The sequence below is a fragment of the Rhodococcus sp. 852002-51564_SCH6189132-a genome (assembly GCF_001665495.1).
Classification (GTDB): domain Bacteria; phylum Actinomycetota; class Actinomycetes; order Mycobacteriales; family Mycobacteriaceae; genus Rhodococcus; species Rhodococcus pyridinivorans.
The window spans coordinates 17,869-36,570 of record NZ_LZMJ01000055.1; the positions used below are offsets into that span (position 1 = coordinate 17,869).

The following is an 18,702-nucleotide window of genomic DNA, read 5'->3' on the forward strand; positions in this document are numbered from 1 at the left end:
CGCGACAGCGAACTTGTCGGTGCCGGGTTCTAACGTCGTCGACAACAAGGACGAGATTCTATTAAGGGGACCAAGATGGCAGCACAGGCTCACGACCGCGAGAAGGCGCTCGAGCTCGCCCTCGCGCAGATCGACAAGAGCTTCGGTAAGGGCTCGGTGATGCGCCTGGGCGAGGACGTCCGTCCGCCCATCGCAGTCATTCCCACCGGGTCGATCGCACTCGACGTGGCTCTCGGTATCGGCGGCCTGCCGCGCGGGCGCGTCATCGAGATCTACGGCCCGGAATCCTCGGGTAAGACGACGGTGGCCCTCCACGCGGTCGCCAACGCGCAGGCCGCCGGCGGCATCGCGGCGTTCATCGACGCCGAGCACGCCCTCGATCCGGACTACGCGCGCAAGCTCGGTGTCGACACCGACGCCCTGCTCGTGTCCCAACCCGACACCGGTGAGCAGGCCCTCGAGATCGCCGACATGCTCATCCGCTCGGGTGCGCTCGACATCATCGTCATCGACTCGGTCGCGGCGCTCGTGCCCCGCGCCGAGATCGAGGGCGAGATGGGCGACAGCCACGTCGGTCTCCAGGCCCGCCTGATGAGCCAGGCACTGCGCAAGATGACCGGTGCGCTCAACAACTCCGGCACCACCGCGATCTTCATCAACCAGCTGCGCGAGAAGATCGGCGTGATGTTCGGCTCGCCCGAGACCACCACGGGCGGTAAGGCGCTGAAGTTCTACGCCTCCGTGCGTCTGGACGTGCGCCGGATCGAGACGCTCAAGGACGGCGGCGACGCGGTGGGCAACCGCACCCGCGTGAAGGTCGTCAAGAACAAGGTCTCGCCTCCGTTCAAGCAGGCCGAGTTCGACATCCTGTACGGCCAGGGCATCTCGAAGGAGGGCTCGCTCATCGACATGGGTGTCGAGCAGGGCTTCATCCGCAAGTCCGGCTCCTGGTACACCTACGAGGGCGACCAGCTGGGGCAGGGCAAGGAGAACGCCCGCAAGTTCCTGCTCGAGAACACCGATGTGCGCGACGAGATCGAGAAGAAGATCAAGGAGAAGCTCGGCATCGGTGCCGTTCTCACCGATCCGAGTGATGTCGAGGAGCCGGTCGACTTCTAGTCACCGCCCACGGCCCCACGGGGGCACGGACGCACGTCGTCCGTGCCCCCGTGGCGTATCCGCACCCGGCCGCGCTGTCGGTGCGTCCGGCTACTGTGCGCGTCATGGACGACTCCGAGGAACGACGCCCCGACGCTCGGCGCGAACGACGCGGACGGCGGCGCTCGGCTCGCACCGAGCAGGAACTGCCCGGCGGCGGCACCGAAGCGCAGGCCAAGGACGTCTGTCTCCGTCTGCTGACCGATCGGGCACGCAGCCGATCCGAGCTCGCAACGAAGCTCGAGCAGAAGGGGTTCGCGTCCGACGTCGCCGAACGTGCCCTCGACCGTCTCACCGAGGTCGGGTTGATCGACGACGCGGATTTCGCCAACCAGTGGGCACGTTCACGGCATCTGCACGCGGGGAAGGGTAAGCGCGCGATCGCACTCGAACTGCGCCGCAAGGGAATCGACGCCGACGACGCGGCGGCTGCCCTCGAGCAGATCGACACCGCCGACGAACGGGAACGGGCGGTCGAACTGGTCCGCAAGAAGCTCCGCACCCAGCCGCCGCTGCCCACCGAAGGGGATCGGCGCGAGATCGCGGCCGAACGCGACAAGTTGGTGCGGCGGCTGGTCGGGATGCTGGCCCGGCGCGGCTACGCGCAGGGGATGGCGTTCGATGTCGTGCGGGAAGAACTCGCGACGTTCGGTGCCGACGCGAGCGACCTCCCGCACGACTGAGCCCGACTGCGAAACGCCTGGGCTCGACTGCGAACTTCGCAACCGCAGTGCTGCTGCTACTTGCGGCCCTCGCCGCTCAGGTCCAGGCCTGGCACCGACATCGTGGGCATCGTCTGCGGCTCTTCGGCCGCCACGGCACCCTTCTTCCGCTTCCCGGATCGCAGACGCTTCTCGAGCCAGATCGCGAACTGTGTCAGCGCACTGTTGAGGATGATCATGATCGCCGCGACCACCAGCAGCGACGGCAGGTAGTTCTGGAAGAACGCGCCGAGCTGCTGGCCGGAACGCACCACTTCGACATAGCCGATGAGGTAGCCGAGCGCGGAGTCCTTGAGCGCGATCACCATCTGCGACACGATCGCCGGGAGCATGACCGTCACGGCCTGCGGCAGCAGGATCAGTCGCATGAGCTGGTTCTTCCGCATGCCGATCGCGTAGGCGGCCTCGCTCTGACCACGCGGAAGCGATCGGATGCCCGCGCGCACGATCTCGGCGATGACCGAGCCGTTGTACAGGGTCAGGCCGGTGATGACCGCCGCGAGCGCGAGATATCCGGACTTGAAGACGCGGTACTCGGCGAACACCTGGTAGGCGAAGATCATCAGGATCAGCACCGGGACGGCGCGGAACAACTCGACGATCGTGCCGGCGATCCAGCGGACCCACCGGTGGTCGGACAGACGCGCGATACCCAGGACCGTGCCGAGCACGAGTGCCAGCACAATCGACGCGACGGCCGCGATGATCGTGCCGCGGATGCCGGGCAGCAGATAGGTGGTCCAGCTGGACGATTCGACGAACGGCTCCCACTTGGCGGCCGTCAGCTGTCCGTTGGCGTCGAGCGCGCGGTAGACGATCCAGCCGACCAGGACGAGGAGCGCGACCACGACCACCGACAGGATCCGGTAGAGCGTCTTGGCGCGGGGCCCGGGTGCGTCGTAGAGAACGGTTCCGTGTGCACTCATCGGGCGACCTCGTATCGCTTGCTGAGCCGGCCGAAGAGCAGGCCGGTGGGAAGGGTGAGGATGACGAATCCGAGCGCGAAGATGCCACCGACGACGAAGATGGCCGCTTCGTTCTCGATCATCGTCTTCATCAGCAGCGAGGCCTCGGACACGCCGATGACGGAGGCGATCGTCGAGTTCTTGGTCAACGCGATGAGCACCGAACCGAGCGGGGCGATGACCGCGCGGAAAGCCTGGGGGAGGACGATCAGGCGCAGATTCTGGCTGAAGGTCAGACCCAGCGAGCGGCCGGCCTCCGACTGTCCGAGCGAGACCGTGTTGATGCCCGAGCGGAGCGACTCGCACACGAAGGCCGCCGTGTAGACGCTCAGGCCGAGCACAGCGAGCCGGAAGTTGTTGTCCACCAGGAAGGTCGGCGACGACTCGGAGGCCAGCTTGATGCCGAGCGTCTGGGACAGACCGAACAGGCAAAAGATGATGATGAGGGTCAGCGGGGTGTTCCGGAAGATCGTCACGTAGGCGGCGCCGACGGCACGCGCCACCGGGATGGGGGACACGCGCATCGCGGCGAGGATCGTTCCGAGGATCAGTGCACCGATCGCCGAGATGACGGTCAACTGGATCGTGGTCCAGAACGCGTCGAGTAGCTGGCTGCTGTACTTGCTCAACAGATCCACAGGTCACTCCGGGATCGAGGGGACGGGTGGGAGTCCGGAACGGTCCGGCCGGTCCGTGGGATTACGGACCGGCCGCACCGCCGGACGTGACGGGTGGTACCCGTACTCGGTGACGATCGACACTCAGTAGCGATCGACGCTCGGCTGCTCCGGGAGCTCGTAGCCCGAGGCGCCGACCGTCTCCTGGAATGCGGCCTCCCACGCACCGCTGGCGATCATCTCCTCGATCGCGTCGTTGATCGCATTGCGCGACTCGTCGTCGCCCTTGGCGAGACCGATGCCGTAGCGCTCGGTGGTGAACGGCTCACCGACGACCTTGAAGTCGCCCGGGCTCTGCGCGGCGTAGCCGGCGAGGATGATGTCGTCGGTGGTCACCGCGTCGACCGCGCCGTTGCGCAGCGCCTCGACACACAGCGAGTAGGTGTCGAACTCCTGGAGCTGGACGTCCTGCGCGTAGTTGTCCTTCACGTTCTGGGCCGGGGTCGAACCCGCCACCGAGCACAGGCGCTTGCCGCCGTTGAGCGAGTCGGGTCCGGTGATCTCGGTGTCGTCCGCGCGCACGAGGAGCGACTGGCCCGCAATGAAGTACGGGCCGGCGAAGTCCACCTTCTCCTTGCGGGAATCGGTGATCGAGTAGGTCGCGACGATGTAGTCGACCTCACCGTTCTGGATGAGGGTCTCGCGCTGGGCGGACGGAGCTTCCTTGAATTCGATGTTCTCCTCGGACACACCGAGCTGACCGGCGACATACTTGGCGACCTCGACGTCGAACCCGCTGAACGAACCGTCCGGGTTGCGCAGGCCCAGGCCCGGCTGGTCGAACTTGATACCGACCGTCAGGGTGCCGTTCTCCGCGGACTGCGAGACACTGCGCGTCTCGTCGCCACCGCACGCCGTGGCGACCACTGCCACGGCGACGGCGCCGATGCCCAGGCGGATGGAGCGGGACAATTTCATCGAATACCTCCGGTGCGGTTCGGAACTACGTCCGACGGACCGGGTGGCCCGTCGGTGCGGGAATCAGGTCAGTGACTGAGGATCTTGCCGAGGAAGTCCTTGGCGCGATCGGATTTCGGTGCGGTGAAGAAGGTCTCGGGATCGGTGTCCTCGACGATGCGACCGTCGGCCATGAACAGAACGCGGTCGCCGGCCTTGCGGGCGAATCCCATCTCGTGGGTGACCACGACCATCGTCATGCCCTCTTTCGCGAGGGAGGTCATCACGTCGAGGACCTCCTGGACCATCTCGGGGTCGAGGGCGGAGGTGGGCTCGTCGAACAGCATGACCTTGGGATTCATCGCGAGCGCGCGTGCGATCGCCACGCGCTGCTGCTGGCCGCCCGACAGCTGCGCCGGGTATTTGTCGGCCTGATTGGCGATCCCGACCCGGTCGAGCAACTGCATCGCCGACTCGCGGACCTTGTCCTTCTTGATCCTGCGCACCTTGAGGGGGCCGAGCATGACGTTCTCGAGGATCGTCTTGTGGGCGAAGAGGTTGAACGATTGGAACACCATGCCGACGTCCGAACGAAGGCGGGCGAGTGCCTTGCCCTCCTCCGGCAGCAGGGTGCCGTCGACGTGGATCTCTCCCGAATCGATCGGTTCGAGCCGGTTGATGGTGCGGCAGAGGGTCGATTTGCCCGAACCCGATGGGCCGACGACGATGACGACCTGTCCTCGCGGAATCTCGAGGTTGATGTCCTGCAGTACGTGCAGGGATCCGAAATGCTTGTTCACCCCGTTCATGGAGATCATGGACGAGCTGGTGTCCGACTTCTCGGACGGACGATCCGTTCCGGCGGCCGCTGATGTCATATCTGCAGACCCTATGCCGTCCGACGCCCGAGACTTCGCATTTCGGGACACCTTCGACACGCGCGTCACGGGATTTTTACTGCACGAGCAGTATCGGCTACCTCGACGGGGCACGCGCGGTCGGCGCGAGGAAAGGGGACCCGCCGAGGTGAGATACCCTGAGACGTGTCACTGATCGACGAAGAAGCCCCCCGTACCGGTGCCCGGACCTACGAGGTCCGCACCTACGGCTGCCAGATGAACGTACATGACTCCGAGCGTCTGTCGGGGTTGTTGGAGGACGCCGGCTTCACCAAGGCCGTGCCCGGCGCGTCACCAGATCTGGTGGTCTTCAACACCTGCGCGGTGCGGGAGAACGCCGACAACAAGCTGTACGGCAATCTGAGTCATCTGCGTCCGGTCAAGGACGACAACCCCGACATGCAGATCGCCGTCGGAGGCTGCCTCGCCCAGAAGGACCGCGACACGGTCGTGAAGAAGGCGCCCTGGGTCGACGTGGTCTTCGGCACGCACAACATCGGCAATCTCCCCGCACTGCTCGAACGCGCGCGGCACAATCGCCGTGCCGAGGTCGAGATCCTCGACGCCCTCGAGGCGTTCCCCTCGACGCTGCCCGCCAAGCGCGAGTCGTCGTACGCCGGATGGGTGTCGATCTCCGTCGGCTGCAACAACACGTGCACCTTCTGCATCGTGCCGTCGCTGCGCGGCAAGGAGGTCGACCGGCGCCCGGGTGACATCCTCGCCGAGGTGCAGGCGCTCGTCGACGAGGGCGTGCTCGAGGTGACACTGCTCGGCCAGAACGTCAACTCCTACGGCCGGTCCTTCGCCGATCCGGAGCAGCCCCGCGACCGGGGCGCCTTCGCGTCGCTGCTGCGCGCGTGCGGCGACATCGAGGGCCTCGAGCGGGTGCGCTTCACGTCCCCGCATCCGGCGGAATTCACCGACGACGTCATCGACGCGATGGCGCAGACCCCCAACGTGTGCCCGCAACTGCACATGCCGCTGCAGTCCGGCAGCGACCGGATCCTGCGCGCCATGCGCCGCTCGTACCGCAAGGAACGCTTCCTTGGCATCATCGAGCGGGTTCGGGCCGCGATGCCGCACGCCGCGATCACCACCGACATCATCGTCGGTTTCCCCGGTGAGACCGAGGAGGACTTCCAGCAGACCCTCGAGGTCGTCGAGAAGGCGCGTTTCACCAGCGCGTTCACCTTCCAGTACTCGAAGCGTCCCGGCACGCCCGCAGCAGACATGGAGGGTCAGGTCCCCAAGGCCGTAGTGCAGGAGCGCTACAACCGTCTGATCGCGCTGCAGGAACGCATCACCCTCGAGGAGAACCGCAAGCTCGTCGGCACGGAGGTCGAACTGCTCGTCGCGGCGGGGGAGGGTCGCAAGAACGCCGAGACCGCCCGGATGAGCGGGCGTGCCCGCGACGGCCGCCTCGTCCACTTCCGTCCCGAGGGCGCGATCGACACCGCGGTGCGTCCCGGCGACGTCATCACGATCGTCGTCAGCGACGCCGCGCCGCACCACCTCGTCGCGGACACCCCGATCCTCACGCACCGCCGTACACGTGCGGGTGACCACTTCGAACAGGGCCGGTTGCCCAAGACACCGCCGATCGGTGTCGGACTCGGACTGCCGAGCATCGGCGTCCCCGACCCGCTGCCGCCTCAGATGGGATGCAACGCATGACCACCGACAAGCCGCACGATCACCACGCGACGGGTGACGTACGCGCCGAACTCGAAGCCGCCGAACGGAAGGTGGCGAGCGACATCGACCCGGGCGCCCGGGCGATGTTCGTCGCGATCGCCGTCCTGATCCTGCTGGCGACCTTCAGCCTGCCCCACGCCGGATCCGCCAACGGGTGGGAGGTGCTGTCCTTCGCCCCGGACGCGACCACCGAGGAGATCGGTCTGCCGTCGCGGCTGTTCGTCGGCTTCGCAGTGGTCTTCGCCGGGCTGGGCTCGATTCTCGCGCTCGTCACCCGCAAGTGGGCGTTGGCGTGGGTGTCTCTGGCCGGCTCGGCGGTGACCATCGTCTTCGGCATGCTCGCGATCTGGTCGCGCCAGACCCTGCCCGTCGAGTCGTCCGCCGCGGGACCGGGATTCGGTCTCGTGATCGGTTGGTTCGCCGTCATGGTGATCGTCTTCCACTGGGCCCGCGTGGTGTGGGCGCGGACCTCGGCCCAGCTCGAGGCCGAGGCCGAGTTGCGGAAGGTCGCAGCACAGCACGAGCGGCCCCGCCTGATGCGCGACGACCCCGAGGCCTGACGCCTCCGGCACGAACACGACGATCCCCCTCTCCGGGACCGGGAGAGGGGGATCGTCCGTCTCGGATGTCGCGGGGTCAGCGCTCGCCGACGGCACCTTCGGCCGCGTCGGCCCACTCGCGCCACTGCGCGGCCTGGGCGAGAGCCTTCTCGGCCTCCTTCGCCCGGCCGGCGGCGGTCGCCTTGGCGGCCTGCTCCTCGAACTGACGCACCCGCTCACGGAACTGGGCCGCACGCGCGAGGGCCTCGGGATCGGTGCGGCGCCACTCGGAATCCGCGGCCTCGCGCACCTTCTTCTCGATGGCCCGCAGACGGCCTTCGAGATCGTGCATGCGCTCGCGCGGCACCTTGCCGATCGCCTCCCACTGGTCCTGCAGCTCGCGCAGGCGCGCCCGGGCACCTTCGAGATCGGCCGACGGGTCGATCGAGGAGGCCACCTCGAGCAGGGCCTCCTTCGCGCGGGCATTCTCCTCGAACTCGGCGTCGCGCTCGGCGTTCGCGGCGTTGCGTGCGGCGAAGAAGACGTCCTGGGCGCCCTTGAACCGCTTCCACAGCTGGTCGTCGGCGTCCTTCGGTGCCCGTCCGGCCGCCTTCCACTCGGCGAGCAGGTCGCGGAAGGCCGCGGCGGTGGCACCCCAGTCGGTGGAGTTCTGCAGCTCCTCCGCCCGGGCGACGAGTTCTTCCTTGCGGCTCTTCGCCGCGGCGCGCTCGCGGTCGAGTTCGGCGAAGTGGGCTCCGCGACGCCGGTTGAACGCCTCGCGTGCCTTCGAATAGCGACGCCACAACACGTCGTCGACCTTCCGGTCGACCCCGCGGATGGTCTTCCACTCCTCGAGGATCTCGCGCAGCCGGTCGCCCGCGGCCTTCCATTGGGCGGATTCGGCGGCGATCGTCTCGGACTCGGCCGCGAGGGCCTCCTTGCGGGCCGTGCTCTCGGCGCGCCGACGCTCCTTTTCCTGCTTGGCGAGAGCCGCAGCCTCCTCGGAGTGCTCGATGATCGCGGTGAGCCGGGCGGCGAGCGCATCGAGATCACCGATGACGGCGGCGGTCGGCAGCGACTCGGCCAGTGCCTCGGCGGCCGCGCGGGTCTTCTTCACGTCGGCGGTGCCGGAGGTCAACCGGGTCTCGAGGATCGCCACCTCGGTGACGAGATCGTCGTAACGGCGTCCGAAGTGCGCGAGGCCCTCGGCGGCGTCGCCTGCCTGCCACGATCCGATGCACCGCTCGCCCTCGCTCGTGCGGACCCATGCGGTGCCGTCCTCGTCGACGCGTCCGAACCGACTCGGATCGCTCGCGGGCACCGCCGGGACGTGGGGGTGCGTCTGGGCCGCGACGGGATGCGGCTTCGGGGGTGCTGCGGTGGAACTGCCGTTCTCTCGGCCCGCGGGGCCGGGCGTCGCAGCATGGGCTCGGGGTGTGGCGGGACCGGGACGCGGGGTCCGCTCCTGCGTCGACTCGCCGGTTCGGTCCTGTGCGTTCGGGTCGCTCATCGATACCTCATCTCTGCCGCGCGGCACGGCTGCCTGGTCGCATGGGTCTACCGCCGGTCGATCCCGGGGCTCCGCGATCGTGTCCGCTCACTATTGAAACAGGTCGTGTCCATGCAGGGCGCCGGGTCCGGTGGACTACGGTTGCCGATGTGTTGACCGCCGCGGCGTTCGTGCCGTCCCCACCGCTGCTCGTCCCCGAGCTCACCGGTCTCGCCGTCTCCGAGACCGACGATCTGCGCGAGGCGGTTCTCGAGGTCGGTCGCAGCCTGTCCGGTGCCGCGGAATGGGTGGTCGTGGGAGCCGAGACGGCCGAACAGACCGTTCCTTCCACCGCGCGCGGAACCTTCCTCGGGTTCGGTGTCGACGTCACGGTGCAGCTCGGTCCTGAGGCCGCCGGTGAACCCGATCCCGCGCTCGCGTTGACCGCGCTGGTGGCCGGCTGGATCCGCGACCGCACGGCACCCGGCACCCACGTGACGACCCACGTGGTGGCCGCCGACGCCGACGCCGCCCACTGCGCCGATCTCGGCCGCGACCTGCGTGCGGAGCTCGACCGCGACGATCTGCCGCGAGCACTGCTGGTCGTCGCGGACGGAGCGACGACCCTCACCGCCAAGGCGCCCGGCGCCTACGATCCGCGCTCGGAGGAGGTCGAGGCGGCCCTGGCCGCAGCGCTCGGCGCCGGCGACACGGAGGTGCTCGCGGCGCTCGACCCCGACCTGTGTTCGGACATCAAGCTGACCGGCCGCGCTGCCTGGCACGTCCTGGCGGCCACCCTCGGAGCGTGCCCGCGCTCGGCGTCCGTCACCTACTCCGCCGCGCCCTACGGCGTGGGCTACCACGTGGGGATCTGGACACCGTGAGCGCAGAAAGCACCGGTCCCGCCGACACGCTCGTACCGATCGCGGTGGTGGGCCCCACCGCCACGGGCAAGTCCGATCTCGGACTGGACCTCGCCGAAGCGCTCGGCGGCGAGATCGTCAACATCGACGCGATGCAGCAGTACCGCGGGATGGACATCGGGACGGCCAAGCTGGCACCGGACGAGCGTCGCGGGATCCCGCACCATCAACTCGACGTCCTCGACGTCACCGAGACCGCGACGGTCGCCCGCTACCAGCAGGCCGCGATCGCCGACGTCGAGGCGATCCTCGGCCGCGGCCGCCTCCCGATCGTCGTCGGCGGATCGATGATGTACGTGCAGGCACTGCTCGACGAATGGCAGTTCCCGGCGACGGATCCGCAGGTCCGTGCCAAGTGGGAGGCGGTGCTCGAGACCGAGGGGCCCGCCGCGGTCCACCGGGCGCTGCAGAGCGCCGATCCCGCCGCCGCGGCGACGATCCTGCCCACCGACGGCCGCCGCATGGTCCGCGCGCTCGAGGTCGTCGAGCTGACCGGGCAACCGTTCGCGGCGTCGCAGCCGACGATCGGTGAGCCCCGCTGGGGCACCGTGATCCTGGGCGTCGACCGCGACACCGCCGAACTCGACGACCGCATCGCGCGGCGCACCGACCTGATGTTCGAACGCGGCCTCGTCGACGAGGTGCACGGACTCCTCGAAGTCGGGCTGCACGAGGGCGTCACCGCACGTCGCGCGATCGGCTACGCACAGGTGCTCGCGTACATCGACGGGGAGTACGACCTCGACCACGCACGCGAGCGGACGTTCATCGGGACCCGGCGCTACGTGCGACGGCAACGCTCGTGGTTCCGCCGCGACCCGCGCATCCACTGGCTCGACGGCGCCGACCCCCACCTGCTCGACGTCGCGTCGCGGGCCGTCCGGGACGCACGCACATCACCGGCCTCACCAGCCCGATAAGGTAGCGCGCATGGAGTTCAGCAAAGGGCACGGAACCGAGAACGACTTCGTGATCCTTCCGGATCCCGACGCCCGCCTGGACCTCGACGCAGGCCGGATCGCGGCCCTGTGCGACCGGCGTCGCGGGCTCGGCGCCGACGGTGTGCTCCGCGTGGCCCGGGCCGGGGCACTGGTGTCGGCCGGCGCGCTCGGAGAACTGCCCGAGGGCACCGACGCCGACGACTGGTTCATGGACTACCGCAACGGCGACGGATCCATCGCCGAGATGTGCGGCAACGGTGTGCGGGTGTTCGCGCACTATCTGACCGCGCACGGGTTCGAGGACCGCCGCGAGTTCGTCGTCGGCAGCCGGGCGGGAGGCAAGCCCGTCACCGTGCACGAGACAGGACCGGTCCTCGGCGAGGTGACCGTGGACATGGGGACGGTGCGCACCCTCGGCGAGTCGGCGGCGACCATCGACGGGCGGGTCTATCCGGGCATCGGCATCGACGTCGGCAACCCGCACCTCGCGTGCGTGGACCCGCACCTGAACGGCACGAGCCTTGCCGGTCTCGACCTCACCTCGCCCGGCTTCGACCCGGGCTTCTTCCCGCACGGGGTCAACATCGAGTTCCTGACCCCGATCGCGGCCGGGACGGTCCACATGCGCGTCCACGAACGCGGCGTGGGGGAGACCCGCTCGTGTGGAACCGGCACGGTCGCCGCGGCTGCTGCAGCCCTGCGCTTCGACGGCGCATCCGACGGCGCGGTGCAGGTGCGGATCCCCGGTGGCTCGGTCGAGGTGCGCATCGAGAACGGTCGCGCCTGGTTGCGCGGGCCGTCTGTGCTGGTCGCGACGGGTGAACTCGACGACACCTGGTGGTCGGCGCCGATCTGATCGGCGCCGCTCGGCCCGGCCGGCGCGCACTTGGGTACCCCCCGCGCGGATGCGGCAGAAAAACTCGAATGCACCGATTCGGGCTTCGTGACACCATGGAGGTGTATGACGAACACACAGCGCATGCATCGCGCAACCACAGATGACAGCACTCCGACCGCGTACGACGCATCCGGAGGCTGGACCGCCGAGGATCCGTCCGTCGGCGAGATGCAACTCGAAGACCGTAGCGCGTTGCGGCGTGTGGCCGGTCTGTCCACCGAACTCGAGGACATCACCGAGGTCGAATACCGCCAGCTCCGACTCGAGCGTGTCGTGCTCGTCGGTGTCTGGACGGGCGGAACGGCCGCCCAGGCGGAAGCGAGCCTGGCCGAGCTGGCCGCGCTCGCCGAGACTGCGGGCTCCGAGGTCCTCGAAGGCCTGGTCCAACGTCGTGACCGGCCCGATGCCTCCACCTACATCGGCTCCGGCAAAGCCGACGAACTCCGGGAGATCGTCCTGTCCACCGGCGCAGACACCGTGATCTGCGACGGCGAACTCACCCCCGCCCAGCTCACCGCGCTGGAGAAGGTCGTCAAGGTCAAGGTCATCGACCGGACCGCGCTGATCCTCGACATCTTCGCCCAGCACGCCACCTCGCGAGAGGGCAAGGCACAGGTCTCCCTCGCACAGATGGAGTACATGCTCCCGCGTCTGCGTGGCTGGGGCGAATCGATGTCGCGGCAGGCCGGTGGCCGTGCCGGCAGCAACGGCGGTGTGGGCTTGCGCGGTCCCGGTGAGACGAAGATCGAGACCGACCGTCGCCGGATCCGTGAGCGGATGGCCAAGCTCCGTCGCGAGATCAAGGCGATGAAGGCCGCGCGCGACACCAAGCGCACCCGGCGTCTGCGCAACAAGATCCCGTCCGTCGCGATCGTGGGATACACCAATGCCGGTAAGTCGAGCCTGCTCAACAAGCTCACCGGCTCCGGTGTCCTGGTGCAGAACGCACTGTTCGCGACCCTCGACCCGACGACCCGCCGGTCGGCGCTGCCCGACGGCCGCGAGTACGTGCTCACCGACACCGTCGGTTTCGTCCGGCACCTCCCGACCCAGCTGGTCGAGGCGTTCCGGTCGACTCTCGAGGAGGTCGCCGACGCCGATGTGCTGCTCCACGTCGTCGACGGCTCCGACCCCATGCCCACAGAGCAGATCAAGGCGGTGCGCGAAGTCGTCACCGAGGTGCTCCGCGAATCGGACGCATCGCCGCCGCCGGAACTGATCGTCGTCAACAAGATCGATGCCGCCGACCCGGTCACCCTGACGCAGTTGCGCAGCGCGATCCCCGGCGCGGTGTTCGTCTCCGCGCACACCGGCGTGGGCGTCGAGGAGTTGCAGACCCAGCTCGCGGGTCTGCTCGAGGATCCCGACGTCGAGGTGAAGCTGCTCCTGCCGTACACCCGCGGTGATCTGCTCGCGCGCATCCATTCGGACGGTCAGATCCTGTCGTCCGAGCACGAGGTGGACGGCACGCGGGTGCACGCGAAGGTGCCGGCAGCGCTGGCGTCGGCATTGGTCGACTTCGCGGCCTGATGCGGGTCGTACGCCGGGCGGCGCTGCTCGCTGCCGTCGCGGCGTTCGTGCCGGTCTCGCACGCAGGCGCGCAGGACACCGGGATTCCGGTCGCCGATCTGCCGACCGAGATGCTGTGTACCCCCGACGATCCCGTGCTCACCGAACTGTCCGGCCTCGCGACGATCGGCGACCGGCTGTTCGCGACGCCCGATGCCGGGGAGGACGAACGCATCGTCGAACTCGACGACGATTGCTCGGTGCTGCAACGCGTTCCGTCGCCCGTCGATCCCTACGACGTCGAGGATCTCGCCGCGGGGCCCGACGGCCGGTTGTGGCTCGGGGATCTCGGCGACAACACCCGCGTCCGCGAGACGATCGCGCTCATCTCCCTCGACCCCGACACCGGGCAGGGAGATCTGCACCGGCTGACCTATCCAGACGGTCCCCGCGACGCCGAGACCGTGCTCGTCTCCGCGACAGGCGAACCTGTGATCGTGACGAAGGCGCTGTTCGGCTCGAGCAATGTCTACCGGCCCGCACGCGGACTCACGATCGACGGCCTCCCCGTCCCGGGACCTGCCCCCCTCGAGAGGGTCGGGTCGCTGGCACTCGGACCGTCGGACACCCCCGGCGGTCCCATTCCCGGTGCGTCCTCCTCGATGATCACCGGCGGTGCGGTCAACGCCGACGGGACGGTCGCGGCGGTCCGCACCTACACCGACGTCTACCTGTTCCACGTCCCCGACGGCGATCTCGCGTCCGCTCTGGTCGCCGGTCCGCGCTTCCGCGTCCCGGTCCCGGACGAACCGCAGGGCGAAGCCGTCGCATTCACCGCCGACGGTGACCTGGTCACCGCGTCCGAGCGCGGCGCGGCAGGCACGGAGAATCCACCGATCCATATCCGTCGCGGTGCGACCGATCTCTTCGCACCCGCGGACGACGATGCCGCGGACGAGATGTCGCCCGCGGCACTGCCGGTCGTCGGTGCGAGCGTGGCCGCCGGAGTCATAGCCCTCGGGGTGCTCGGACTCGTCGTCCGGCGCCGCGCCCGCCGCTGAGATCAGGCGTCGAGGTCCGCGGCGACCAGCTCCGCGACCTGCGCGAGGACCGCGTCGTCATCGCACGAGATCGTGACCTGCGTGCCCTTTTCTGCGCCGAGCGTCATGATCATCAGGGCCGAACCGGCGTCGACGGGCTCGCCGCCGTCGACCGCGAGGGTCACGGGGACACCGGCCGCGACCACGGCCTCGGCGATGATCCCTGCAGGACGGGCGTGCAGGCCGATGGACGAACCGACGGCAACGGTGGTGCTGGGCATGGGAATCTCCTTCGTGGTGGGGAAGTGCAGGAAGTCGGGTAGATCAGGCGCGTGCCGCTGTGATCAGGAGCGTGCCGCTGTGATCAGGAGCGTGCCGCTGTGATCAGGAGCGTGCCGCTGTGATCAGGAGCGTGCCGCTACGGGCTGGGGGTTCGCCTCGTCGGCGGCAACCCGGGCGGGACGCGTGATCGACTTGGCGATACTGACCGCGAGTGCGGCGACCACCGTACCGGCTGCCAGTGCGATCAGGAACCACACGACGCGGTCCATCGCGAACAGCACGAACAATCCGCCGTGGGGAGCGGTGAGCGTGACACCCGTCGCCATGACGATGCCGCCGGTCACGGCGCCGCCGAGCATCATCGACGGGATGACCCGGAACGGGTCGGCCGCCGCGAACGGGATGGCGCCCTCCGAGATGAACGATGCACCGAGCAGCCAGGCGGCCTTGCCGTTCTCGCGTTCGGCCGTGCTGTAGAGACGCGGACGCACCAGCGACGACAGCGCCATGGCGAGCGGCGGAACCATACCGGCGGCCATGACCGCCGCCATGATCTCGAGCGAACCGGTGTTGGCGACGTCGAGACCCGCGACCGCGAAGGCGTAGGCGGCCTTGTTGACCGGTCCGCCGAGGTCGAAGCACATCATCAGGCCGAGGATCGCACCGAGCAGCACCGCGGAACCACCGGACAGACCGTTGAGCCAGTCGGTGAGACCGGTCGTGATCGCGGCGAGCGGGCGACCGAGCAGCAGGAACATGAGCCCACCGACGATCAGGCTCGCGAGCAGCGGGATGATCACCACAGGCATCAGGCCACGAGCCCAAGTGGGCAGCGGGATACGGCCGACCCACAGGGCCGCGAAGCCGGCGATGATGCCACCGACCAGACCGCCGATGAAACCGGCGCCGACGAAGACGGCCACCGCACCGGCGGTGAAGCCCGGAGCCAGACCCGGACGGTCCGCGATCGCGAAGGCGATGTACCCGGCCAGTGCCGGGACGAGGAACGAGAACGCCAACGAGCCGATCTGGTACAGCACCGCACCGAGATAAGTGCCGAGCCCACCCTCGGGAAGGTTGGTGAGCGTGTTGTCGAGGACGATGTCGGCGGCCGAGTCGGTGATGTCGGGACCGGCGAGCAGGAAGCCCAGAGCGATGAGCAGACCACCGGCCGCGACGAACGGGATCATGTAACTCACACCGGTGAGCAGGATCTGCCGCAGCCGGGTACCCCAACCGAGGTCGCTGCCGCTCTCCGACTCACCCGCCGGGGCGCCCGCGGTGCCCTCGACGGTGCGTGCGGACGGATCGGTGGCGGCCCGCAGGGCCTCGTCGACCATGGTGTCCGGTTCGTTGATCGCGCGCTTGACGCCCGATGCGATCACGGGCTTCCCGGCGAACCGTTCGCGGCCCTTGACCCCCACGTCGGTGGCGAAGATGACGGCGTCGGCGCCGGCGATCACGTCGGGGGGCAGGGGAGTGCTGCCGCTCGATCCCTGCGTCTCCACCCGGACCGTCACGCCCGCGCGTTCACCGGCGGCGGCCAGCGCATCGGCGGCCATGTAGGTGTGCGCGATACCGGTCGGGCACGCGGTGACCGCGACGATCGTGCGGCCTCCGGGCTGTTCCGCGCTCTGCGGAGGCGCGACCGCCGGCTTCGCAGCGGCTGTCGGTGACGGCTGTTCCGGCGCTGCGGTCGAGCCGGCAGGAGCGCTGCCCGACGACTCCGGTCGGGGCGGGAGGACGTCCTCGACCAGCGCGATGACCTCGTCCGCGGACGCGGCCGCGCGCAGCGACGCGACGAAGTCCGGGCGCACGAGTGCACGAGCGAGAGCGGTGAGCAGCTTCATGTGGTCGCCGCCCGCACCTTCGGGCGCGGCAATGAGGAAGACGAGGTCGGCGGGTCCGTCGGGCGCACCGAAGTCGGCCTTCGGGGACAGCCGGGCGAAACCGAGCGACGGCGTGGTCACCGCTTCGCTGCGTGCGTGCGGGATCGCGATCCCGCCGGGAAGGCCGGTGGCGGACTTGGCCTCCCGTTCGAGAACGGCCGCGGTGAGTGCGTCGGCGTCGGATGCGCGACCGTTCGCTGCGAGACGCTCGGCGAGCGCGGCGATGACGGAGTTCTTGTCGGATCCCAGGTCTACATCGAGCGAGACGAGTTCCGTGCCGATGATCGAGGAACCGCCTGCGGAGCCGGAGGTGGTGTCGGACATGACGTTCCTTAGGAGTGGGAGGGGAGCGGTCGGGGTCGGCGGTGGACGTCGGTGACGTGCACTCGGGATGGATCGACGGAATCGGGTGTGGGCAGGGCTGTTCCGGGGAGCGTGACGGCTGCGGTTCCGTACGCCACGGCGAGGCGCAGGCACTCGTCGGGGGTGTGACCGGCCTGCTCGGCGAGCAGATATCCGGCGAGCGACGAGTCGCCCGCGCCGACCGTGCTGCGGACCGTGACGTCGTCGGCGGTGGCCCGCCACGCGCCGGTGGCGGTGACCAGCACCGCGCCCGCACCGCCGAGGGTCGCGAGTACCGCGCCGACCCCGCGTTCCACCAGCACCCGTCCCGCGTCGACCACGGCGCCGACGTCTCCTGCGGCGGCGCCGGATTCGAGTTCGTGGGCGTCCGCGCCGGTGAGCTGGGCCAGTTCGTCGGCGTTCGGCTTGATCACGTCCGGGGCCGCCGCGGGGAACCGCTCGGCGAGGGCGAGCAGTGGCCGCTCGGAGGTGTCGACCGCGATGCGGCATCCGAGACCGCGCAGGGCACCCACGAGATCGGCATACCACGACTCGGGCACACCGGGAGGAAGAGAACCGGACAGGACGGTCCACGCGGCTCCCTGCGCGCATTCCAGCAGGACTGCGTGCAACTCGCCGAGTGTGCGTCCGGTGCAGGGGGTTCCGGGTTCGTTGAGTTTGGTCGTGGTGCCGTCGGGTTCGGCGACGGTGATGTTGTTGCGCGTCGGCCCGGAGGTGGGCACGGCCCGATGGGCGATGCCCTGCTCGTCCAGCGCGGCGAGCAGAGGATCGCCGGCGTTGGCCGGGAGAACGGCGACGACCTCGGTCGTCGCGGCGTGCAGCACACGCGCGACGTTGATCCCCTTGCCGCCCGGATCGACGGTGGATCGCTCGGTGCGATGCACCTTCCCGCGCTCGAGCGGGCCCGTCAGCCCGACCGTGCGATCGAGACTGGGGTTGGCCGTGAGCGTGACGATCATGTCGTCACCACCTCGATTCCGTGTTCGATGAGTTGCCGACGGTCGGTGTCGTCGAGATCGGTGTCGGTGACCAGAACGTCGATCGGTTCGAGCGACGCGAAGCTCAGCAGATTGCGCCGACCGACCTTCGACGAATCGGCGACCACGACGACCCGGTCGGCGGTGCGCACCATCGCGCGCTTGACCGCGGCCTCGTCGGCGTCGGGGGTGGACAGGCCGTGGTCGATGCTCAGCGCGTTGGTGCCGATGAAGGCCACGTCGACGTGCACCGTCGACAAGGTGGCGAGGGCCTCGGCACCCACCGCGGCCTGCGTGACACCGCGGACGCGACCGCCGAGCAGGTGCAGCTGCACGGTGCTCATTGCGGCGAGGCGCGCGGCGATCGGCACCGAGTTGGTGACGACGGTGAGGTCGACCTCGGGCGGCAGCGCTCCGACGATCCTGCCGGTCGTGGTGCCGGCGTCGAAGAGCACGCTTCCGCCGGACGGCGGGAGGAAGGACGTCGCGGCGGCGGCGATGCGGTCCTTGTGTTCGGCGCGGGTGTGTTCGCGCTCGGAGAGGGCAGGCTCGGCCACCGAGAGCGAGGCGGCCGGGATCGCGCCGCCGTGAACCCGCCGCACGAGGCCCAGGCGTTCGAGGTGTGCGAGGTCGCGGCGCACGGTCTCGGTGGTGACGCCGTACCGGTCGGCGAGCACTGCGACCGACACGCGGCCACGTGCCGCCACCAGTGCTGCGATCGCCTGCTGCCGTTCCTCTGCGTACACCGACACTCCTGGGGGTACCCGATCTGTGGGGAAAACAATGTTGGTTTATGTTGTTTTACGCCCGTCTGTGTTGACATGTCAAGGCTTCCGAGT

18 protein-coding genes are annotated in these 18,702 nt (G+C 69.1%); 9 read left to right on the forward strand and 9 right to left on the reverse strand.

The features are described from left to right. The first annotated feature begins 75 nt into the window (after nucleotides 1–75). On the forward strand, nucleotides 76–1,119 hold the full coding sequence (gene recA / locus A5767_RS12825) for a recombinase RecA (RefSeq protein ID WP_006551292.1): 1,044 nt from the start codon (nucleotides 76–78) through the stop codon (nucleotides 1,117–1,119). 104 nt (nucleotides 1,120–1,223) lie between these two features. Beyond that, nucleotides 1,224–1,841 carry a recombination regulator RecX gene (recX, locus tag A5767_RS12830; protein WP_033096537.1) on the forward strand — a complete coding sequence of 206 codons (618 nt, stop codon included), beginning with the start codon at nucleotides 1,224–1,226 and terminating at the stop codon, nucleotides 1,839–1,841. 56 nt (nucleotides 1,842–1,897) lie between these two features. Here recX and A5767_RS12835 read toward each other — a convergent pair whose 3' ends face one another. The 4 genes from A5767_RS12835 to A5767_RS12850 form a co-directional block, all read right to left on the reverse strand. After that, complete coding sequence (locus A5767_RS12835; protein WP_064852443.1) at nucleotides 1,898–2,806, reverse strand: amino acid ABC transporter permease; 909 nt, start codon at nucleotides 2,804–2,806, stop codon at nucleotides 1,898–1,900. After that, nucleotides 2,803–3,483: an amino acid ABC transporter permease gene (locus tag A5767_RS12840; protein ID WP_006551296.1), complete on the reverse strand. Its 681-nt coding sequence runs from the start codon at nucleotides 3,481–3,483 to the stop codon at nucleotides 2,803–2,805. The genes A5767_RS12835 and A5767_RS12840 overlap by 4 nt, the downstream gene beginning before the upstream one ends. Nucleotides 3,484–3,606: 123 nt before the next feature. Beyond that, nucleotides 3,607–4,440, reverse strand: coding sequence for a glutamate ABC transporter substrate-binding protein (locus A5767_RS12845; RefSeq protein ID WP_006551297.1), 834 nt, complete (start codon nucleotides 4,438–4,440; stop codon nucleotides 3,607–3,609). A gap of 68 nt (nucleotides 4,441–4,508) precedes the next feature. Further along, a complete protein-coding gene (locus A5767_RS12850; protein ID WP_006551298.1) occupies nucleotides 4,509–5,237 on the reverse strand; it encodes an amino acid ABC transporter ATP-binding protein in 729 nt (242 codons plus the stop codon). 225 nt (nucleotides 5,238–5,462) lie between these two features. Between A5767_RS12850 and miaB the strand changes: the two genes are divergently transcribed. Both miaB and A5767_RS12860 read left to right on the forward strand, forming a co-directional pair. After that, the gene (miaB, locus tag A5767_RS12855; RefSeq protein WP_033096540.1) at nucleotides 5,463–6,992 is read left to right on the forward strand and encodes a tRNA (N6-isopentenyl adenosine(37)-C2)-methylthiotransferase MiaB; all 1,530 of its coding nucleotides are present in this window, start codon (nucleotides 5,463–5,465) and stop codon (nucleotides 6,990–6,992) included. Then, entirely contained in the window at nucleotides 6,980–7,573 is a 594-nt protein-coding gene (locus A5767_RS12860) for an Rv2732c family membrane protein (RefSeq protein ID WP_016692697.1), read from the forward strand. The genes miaB and A5767_RS12860 overlap by 13 nt, the downstream gene beginning before the upstream one ends. A gap of 76 nt (nucleotides 7,574–7,649) precedes the next feature. Here the strand turns inward: A5767_RS12860 and A5767_RS12865 are convergent, their stop codons facing one another. Further along, nucleotides 7,650–9,062, reverse strand: coding sequence for a DUF349 domain-containing protein (locus tag A5767_RS12865; RefSeq protein ID WP_033096541.1), 1,413 nt, complete (start codon nucleotides 9,060–9,062; stop codon nucleotides 7,650–7,652). A 149-nt stretch (nucleotides 9,063–9,211) separates the two neighbouring features. Here A5767_RS12865 and A5767_RS12870 point away from each other — a divergent pair, with 149 nt between their 5' ends. From A5767_RS12870 to A5767_RS12890, 5 genes are all read left to right on the forward strand, one after another. Next, nucleotides 9,212–9,925 carry a hypothetical protein gene (locus A5767_RS12870; protein WP_064852444.1) on the forward strand — a complete coding sequence of 238 codons (714 nt, stop codon included), beginning with the start codon at nucleotides 9,212–9,214 and terminating at the stop codon, nucleotides 9,923–9,925. After that, complete coding sequence (gene miaA, locus A5767_RS12875) at nucleotides 9,922–10,884, forward strand: tRNA (adenosine(37)-N6)-dimethylallyltransferase MiaA (protein ID WP_064852445.1); 963 nt, start codon at nucleotides 9,922–9,924, stop codon at nucleotides 10,882–10,884. The genes A5767_RS12870 and miaA overlap by 4 nt, the downstream gene beginning before the upstream one ends. A gap of 10 nt (nucleotides 10,885–10,894) precedes the next feature. Continuing rightward, a complete protein-coding gene (dapF, locus tag A5767_RS12880) occupies nucleotides 10,895–11,761 on the forward strand; it encodes a diaminopimelate epimerase (protein ID WP_064852446.1) in 867 nt (288 codons plus the stop codon). 105 nt (nucleotides 11,762–11,866) lie between these two features. Then, the gene (gene hflX / locus A5767_RS12885; protein WP_064852447.1) at nucleotides 11,867–13,333 is read left to right on the forward strand and encodes a GTPase HflX; all 1,467 of its coding nucleotides are present in this window, start codon (nucleotides 11,867–11,869) and stop codon (nucleotides 13,331–13,333) included. Then, nucleotides 13,333–14,373: a hypothetical protein gene (locus tag A5767_RS12890; RefSeq protein WP_064852448.1), complete on the forward strand. Its 1,041-nt coding sequence runs from the start codon at nucleotides 13,333–13,335 to the stop codon at nucleotides 14,371–14,373. Before hflX ends, A5767_RS12890 begins: the two co-directional genes overlap by 1 nt. A 2-nt stretch (nucleotides 14,374–14,375) precedes the next feature. Here the strand turns inward: A5767_RS12890 and A5767_RS12895 are convergent, their stop codons facing one another. The 4 genes from A5767_RS12895 to A5767_RS12910 form a co-directional block, all read right to left on the reverse strand. After that, nucleotides 14,376–14,633, reverse strand: coding sequence for an HPr family phosphocarrier protein (locus tag A5767_RS12895; protein ID WP_006551308.1), 258 nt, complete (start codon nucleotides 14,631–14,633; stop codon nucleotides 14,376–14,378). Between the two features lie 123 nt (nucleotides 14,634–14,756). Beyond that, on the reverse strand, nucleotides 14,757–16,847 hold the full coding sequence (locus tag A5767_RS12900; protein ID WP_006551309.1) for a PTS fructose transporter subunit IIABC: 2,091 nt from the start codon (nucleotides 16,845–16,847) through the stop codon (nucleotides 14,757–14,759). 8 nt (nucleotides 16,848–16,855) lie between these two features. Further along, a complete protein-coding gene (gene pfkB, locus A5767_RS12905; protein WP_024100688.1) occupies nucleotides 16,856–17,845 on the reverse strand; it encodes a 1-phosphofructokinase in 990 nt (329 codons plus the stop codon). Continuing rightward, entirely contained in the window at nucleotides 17,842–18,609 is a 768-nt protein-coding gene (locus A5767_RS12910) for a DeoR/GlpR family DNA-binding transcription regulator (protein WP_019289185.1), read from the reverse strand. Before A5767_RS12910 ends, pfkB begins: the two co-directional genes overlap by 4 nt. Nucleotides 18,610–18,702: the final 93 nt, after the last annotated feature.

Bases quoted from the DNA above. Each gene is read 5' to 3' on its own strand.
- A5767_RS12845 (WP_006551297.1), bottom strand. From the start codon at position 4,440: ATGAAATTGTCCCGCTCCATCCGCCTGGGCATCGGCGCCGTCGCCGTG.
- pfkB (WP_024100688.1), bottom strand. From the start codon at position 17,845: ATGATCGTCACGCTCACGGCCAACCCCAGTCTCGATCGCACGGTCGGG.
- A5767_RS12850 (WP_006551298.1), bottom strand. From the start codon at position 5,237: ATGATCTCCATGAACGGGGTGAACAAGCATTTCGGATCCCTGCACGTA.
- A5767_RS12900 (WP_006551309.1), bottom strand. From the start codon at position 16,847: ATGTCCGACACCACCTCCGGCTCCGCAGGCGGTTCCTCGATCATCGGC.
- hflX (WP_064852447.1), top strand. From the start codon at position 11,867: ATGACGAACACACAGCGCATGCATCGCGCAACCACAGATGACAGCACT.
- A5767_RS12835 (WP_064852443.1), bottom strand. From the start codon at position 2,806: ATGAGTGCACACGGAACCGTTCTCTACGACGCACCCGGGCCCCGCGCC.
- A5767_RS12890 (WP_064852448.1), top strand. From the start codon at position 13,333: ATGCGGGTCGTACGCCGGGCGGCGCTGCTCGCTGCCGTCGCGGCGTTC.
- recA (WP_006551292.1), top strand. From the start codon at position 76: ATGGCAGCACAGGCTCACGACCGCGAGAAGGCGCTCGAGCTCGCCCTC.
- dapF (WP_064852446.1), top strand. From the start codon at position 10,895: ATGGAGTTCAGCAAAGGGCACGGAACCGAGAACGACTTCGTGATCCTT.
- A5767_RS12865 (WP_033096541.1), bottom strand. From the start codon at position 9,062: ATGAGCGACCCGAACGCACAGGACCGAACCGGCGAGTCGACGCAGGAG.
- A5767_RS12895 (WP_006551308.1), bottom strand. From the start codon at position 14,633: ATGCCCAGCACCACCGTTGCCGTCGGTTCGTCCATCGGCCTGCACGCC.
- A5767_RS12860 (WP_016692697.1), top strand. From the start codon at position 6,980: ATGCAACGCATGACCACCGACAAGCCGCACGATCACCACGCGACGGGT.
- recX (WP_033096537.1), top strand. From the start codon at position 1,224: ATGGACGACTCCGAGGAACGACGCCCCGACGCTCGGCGCGAACGACGC.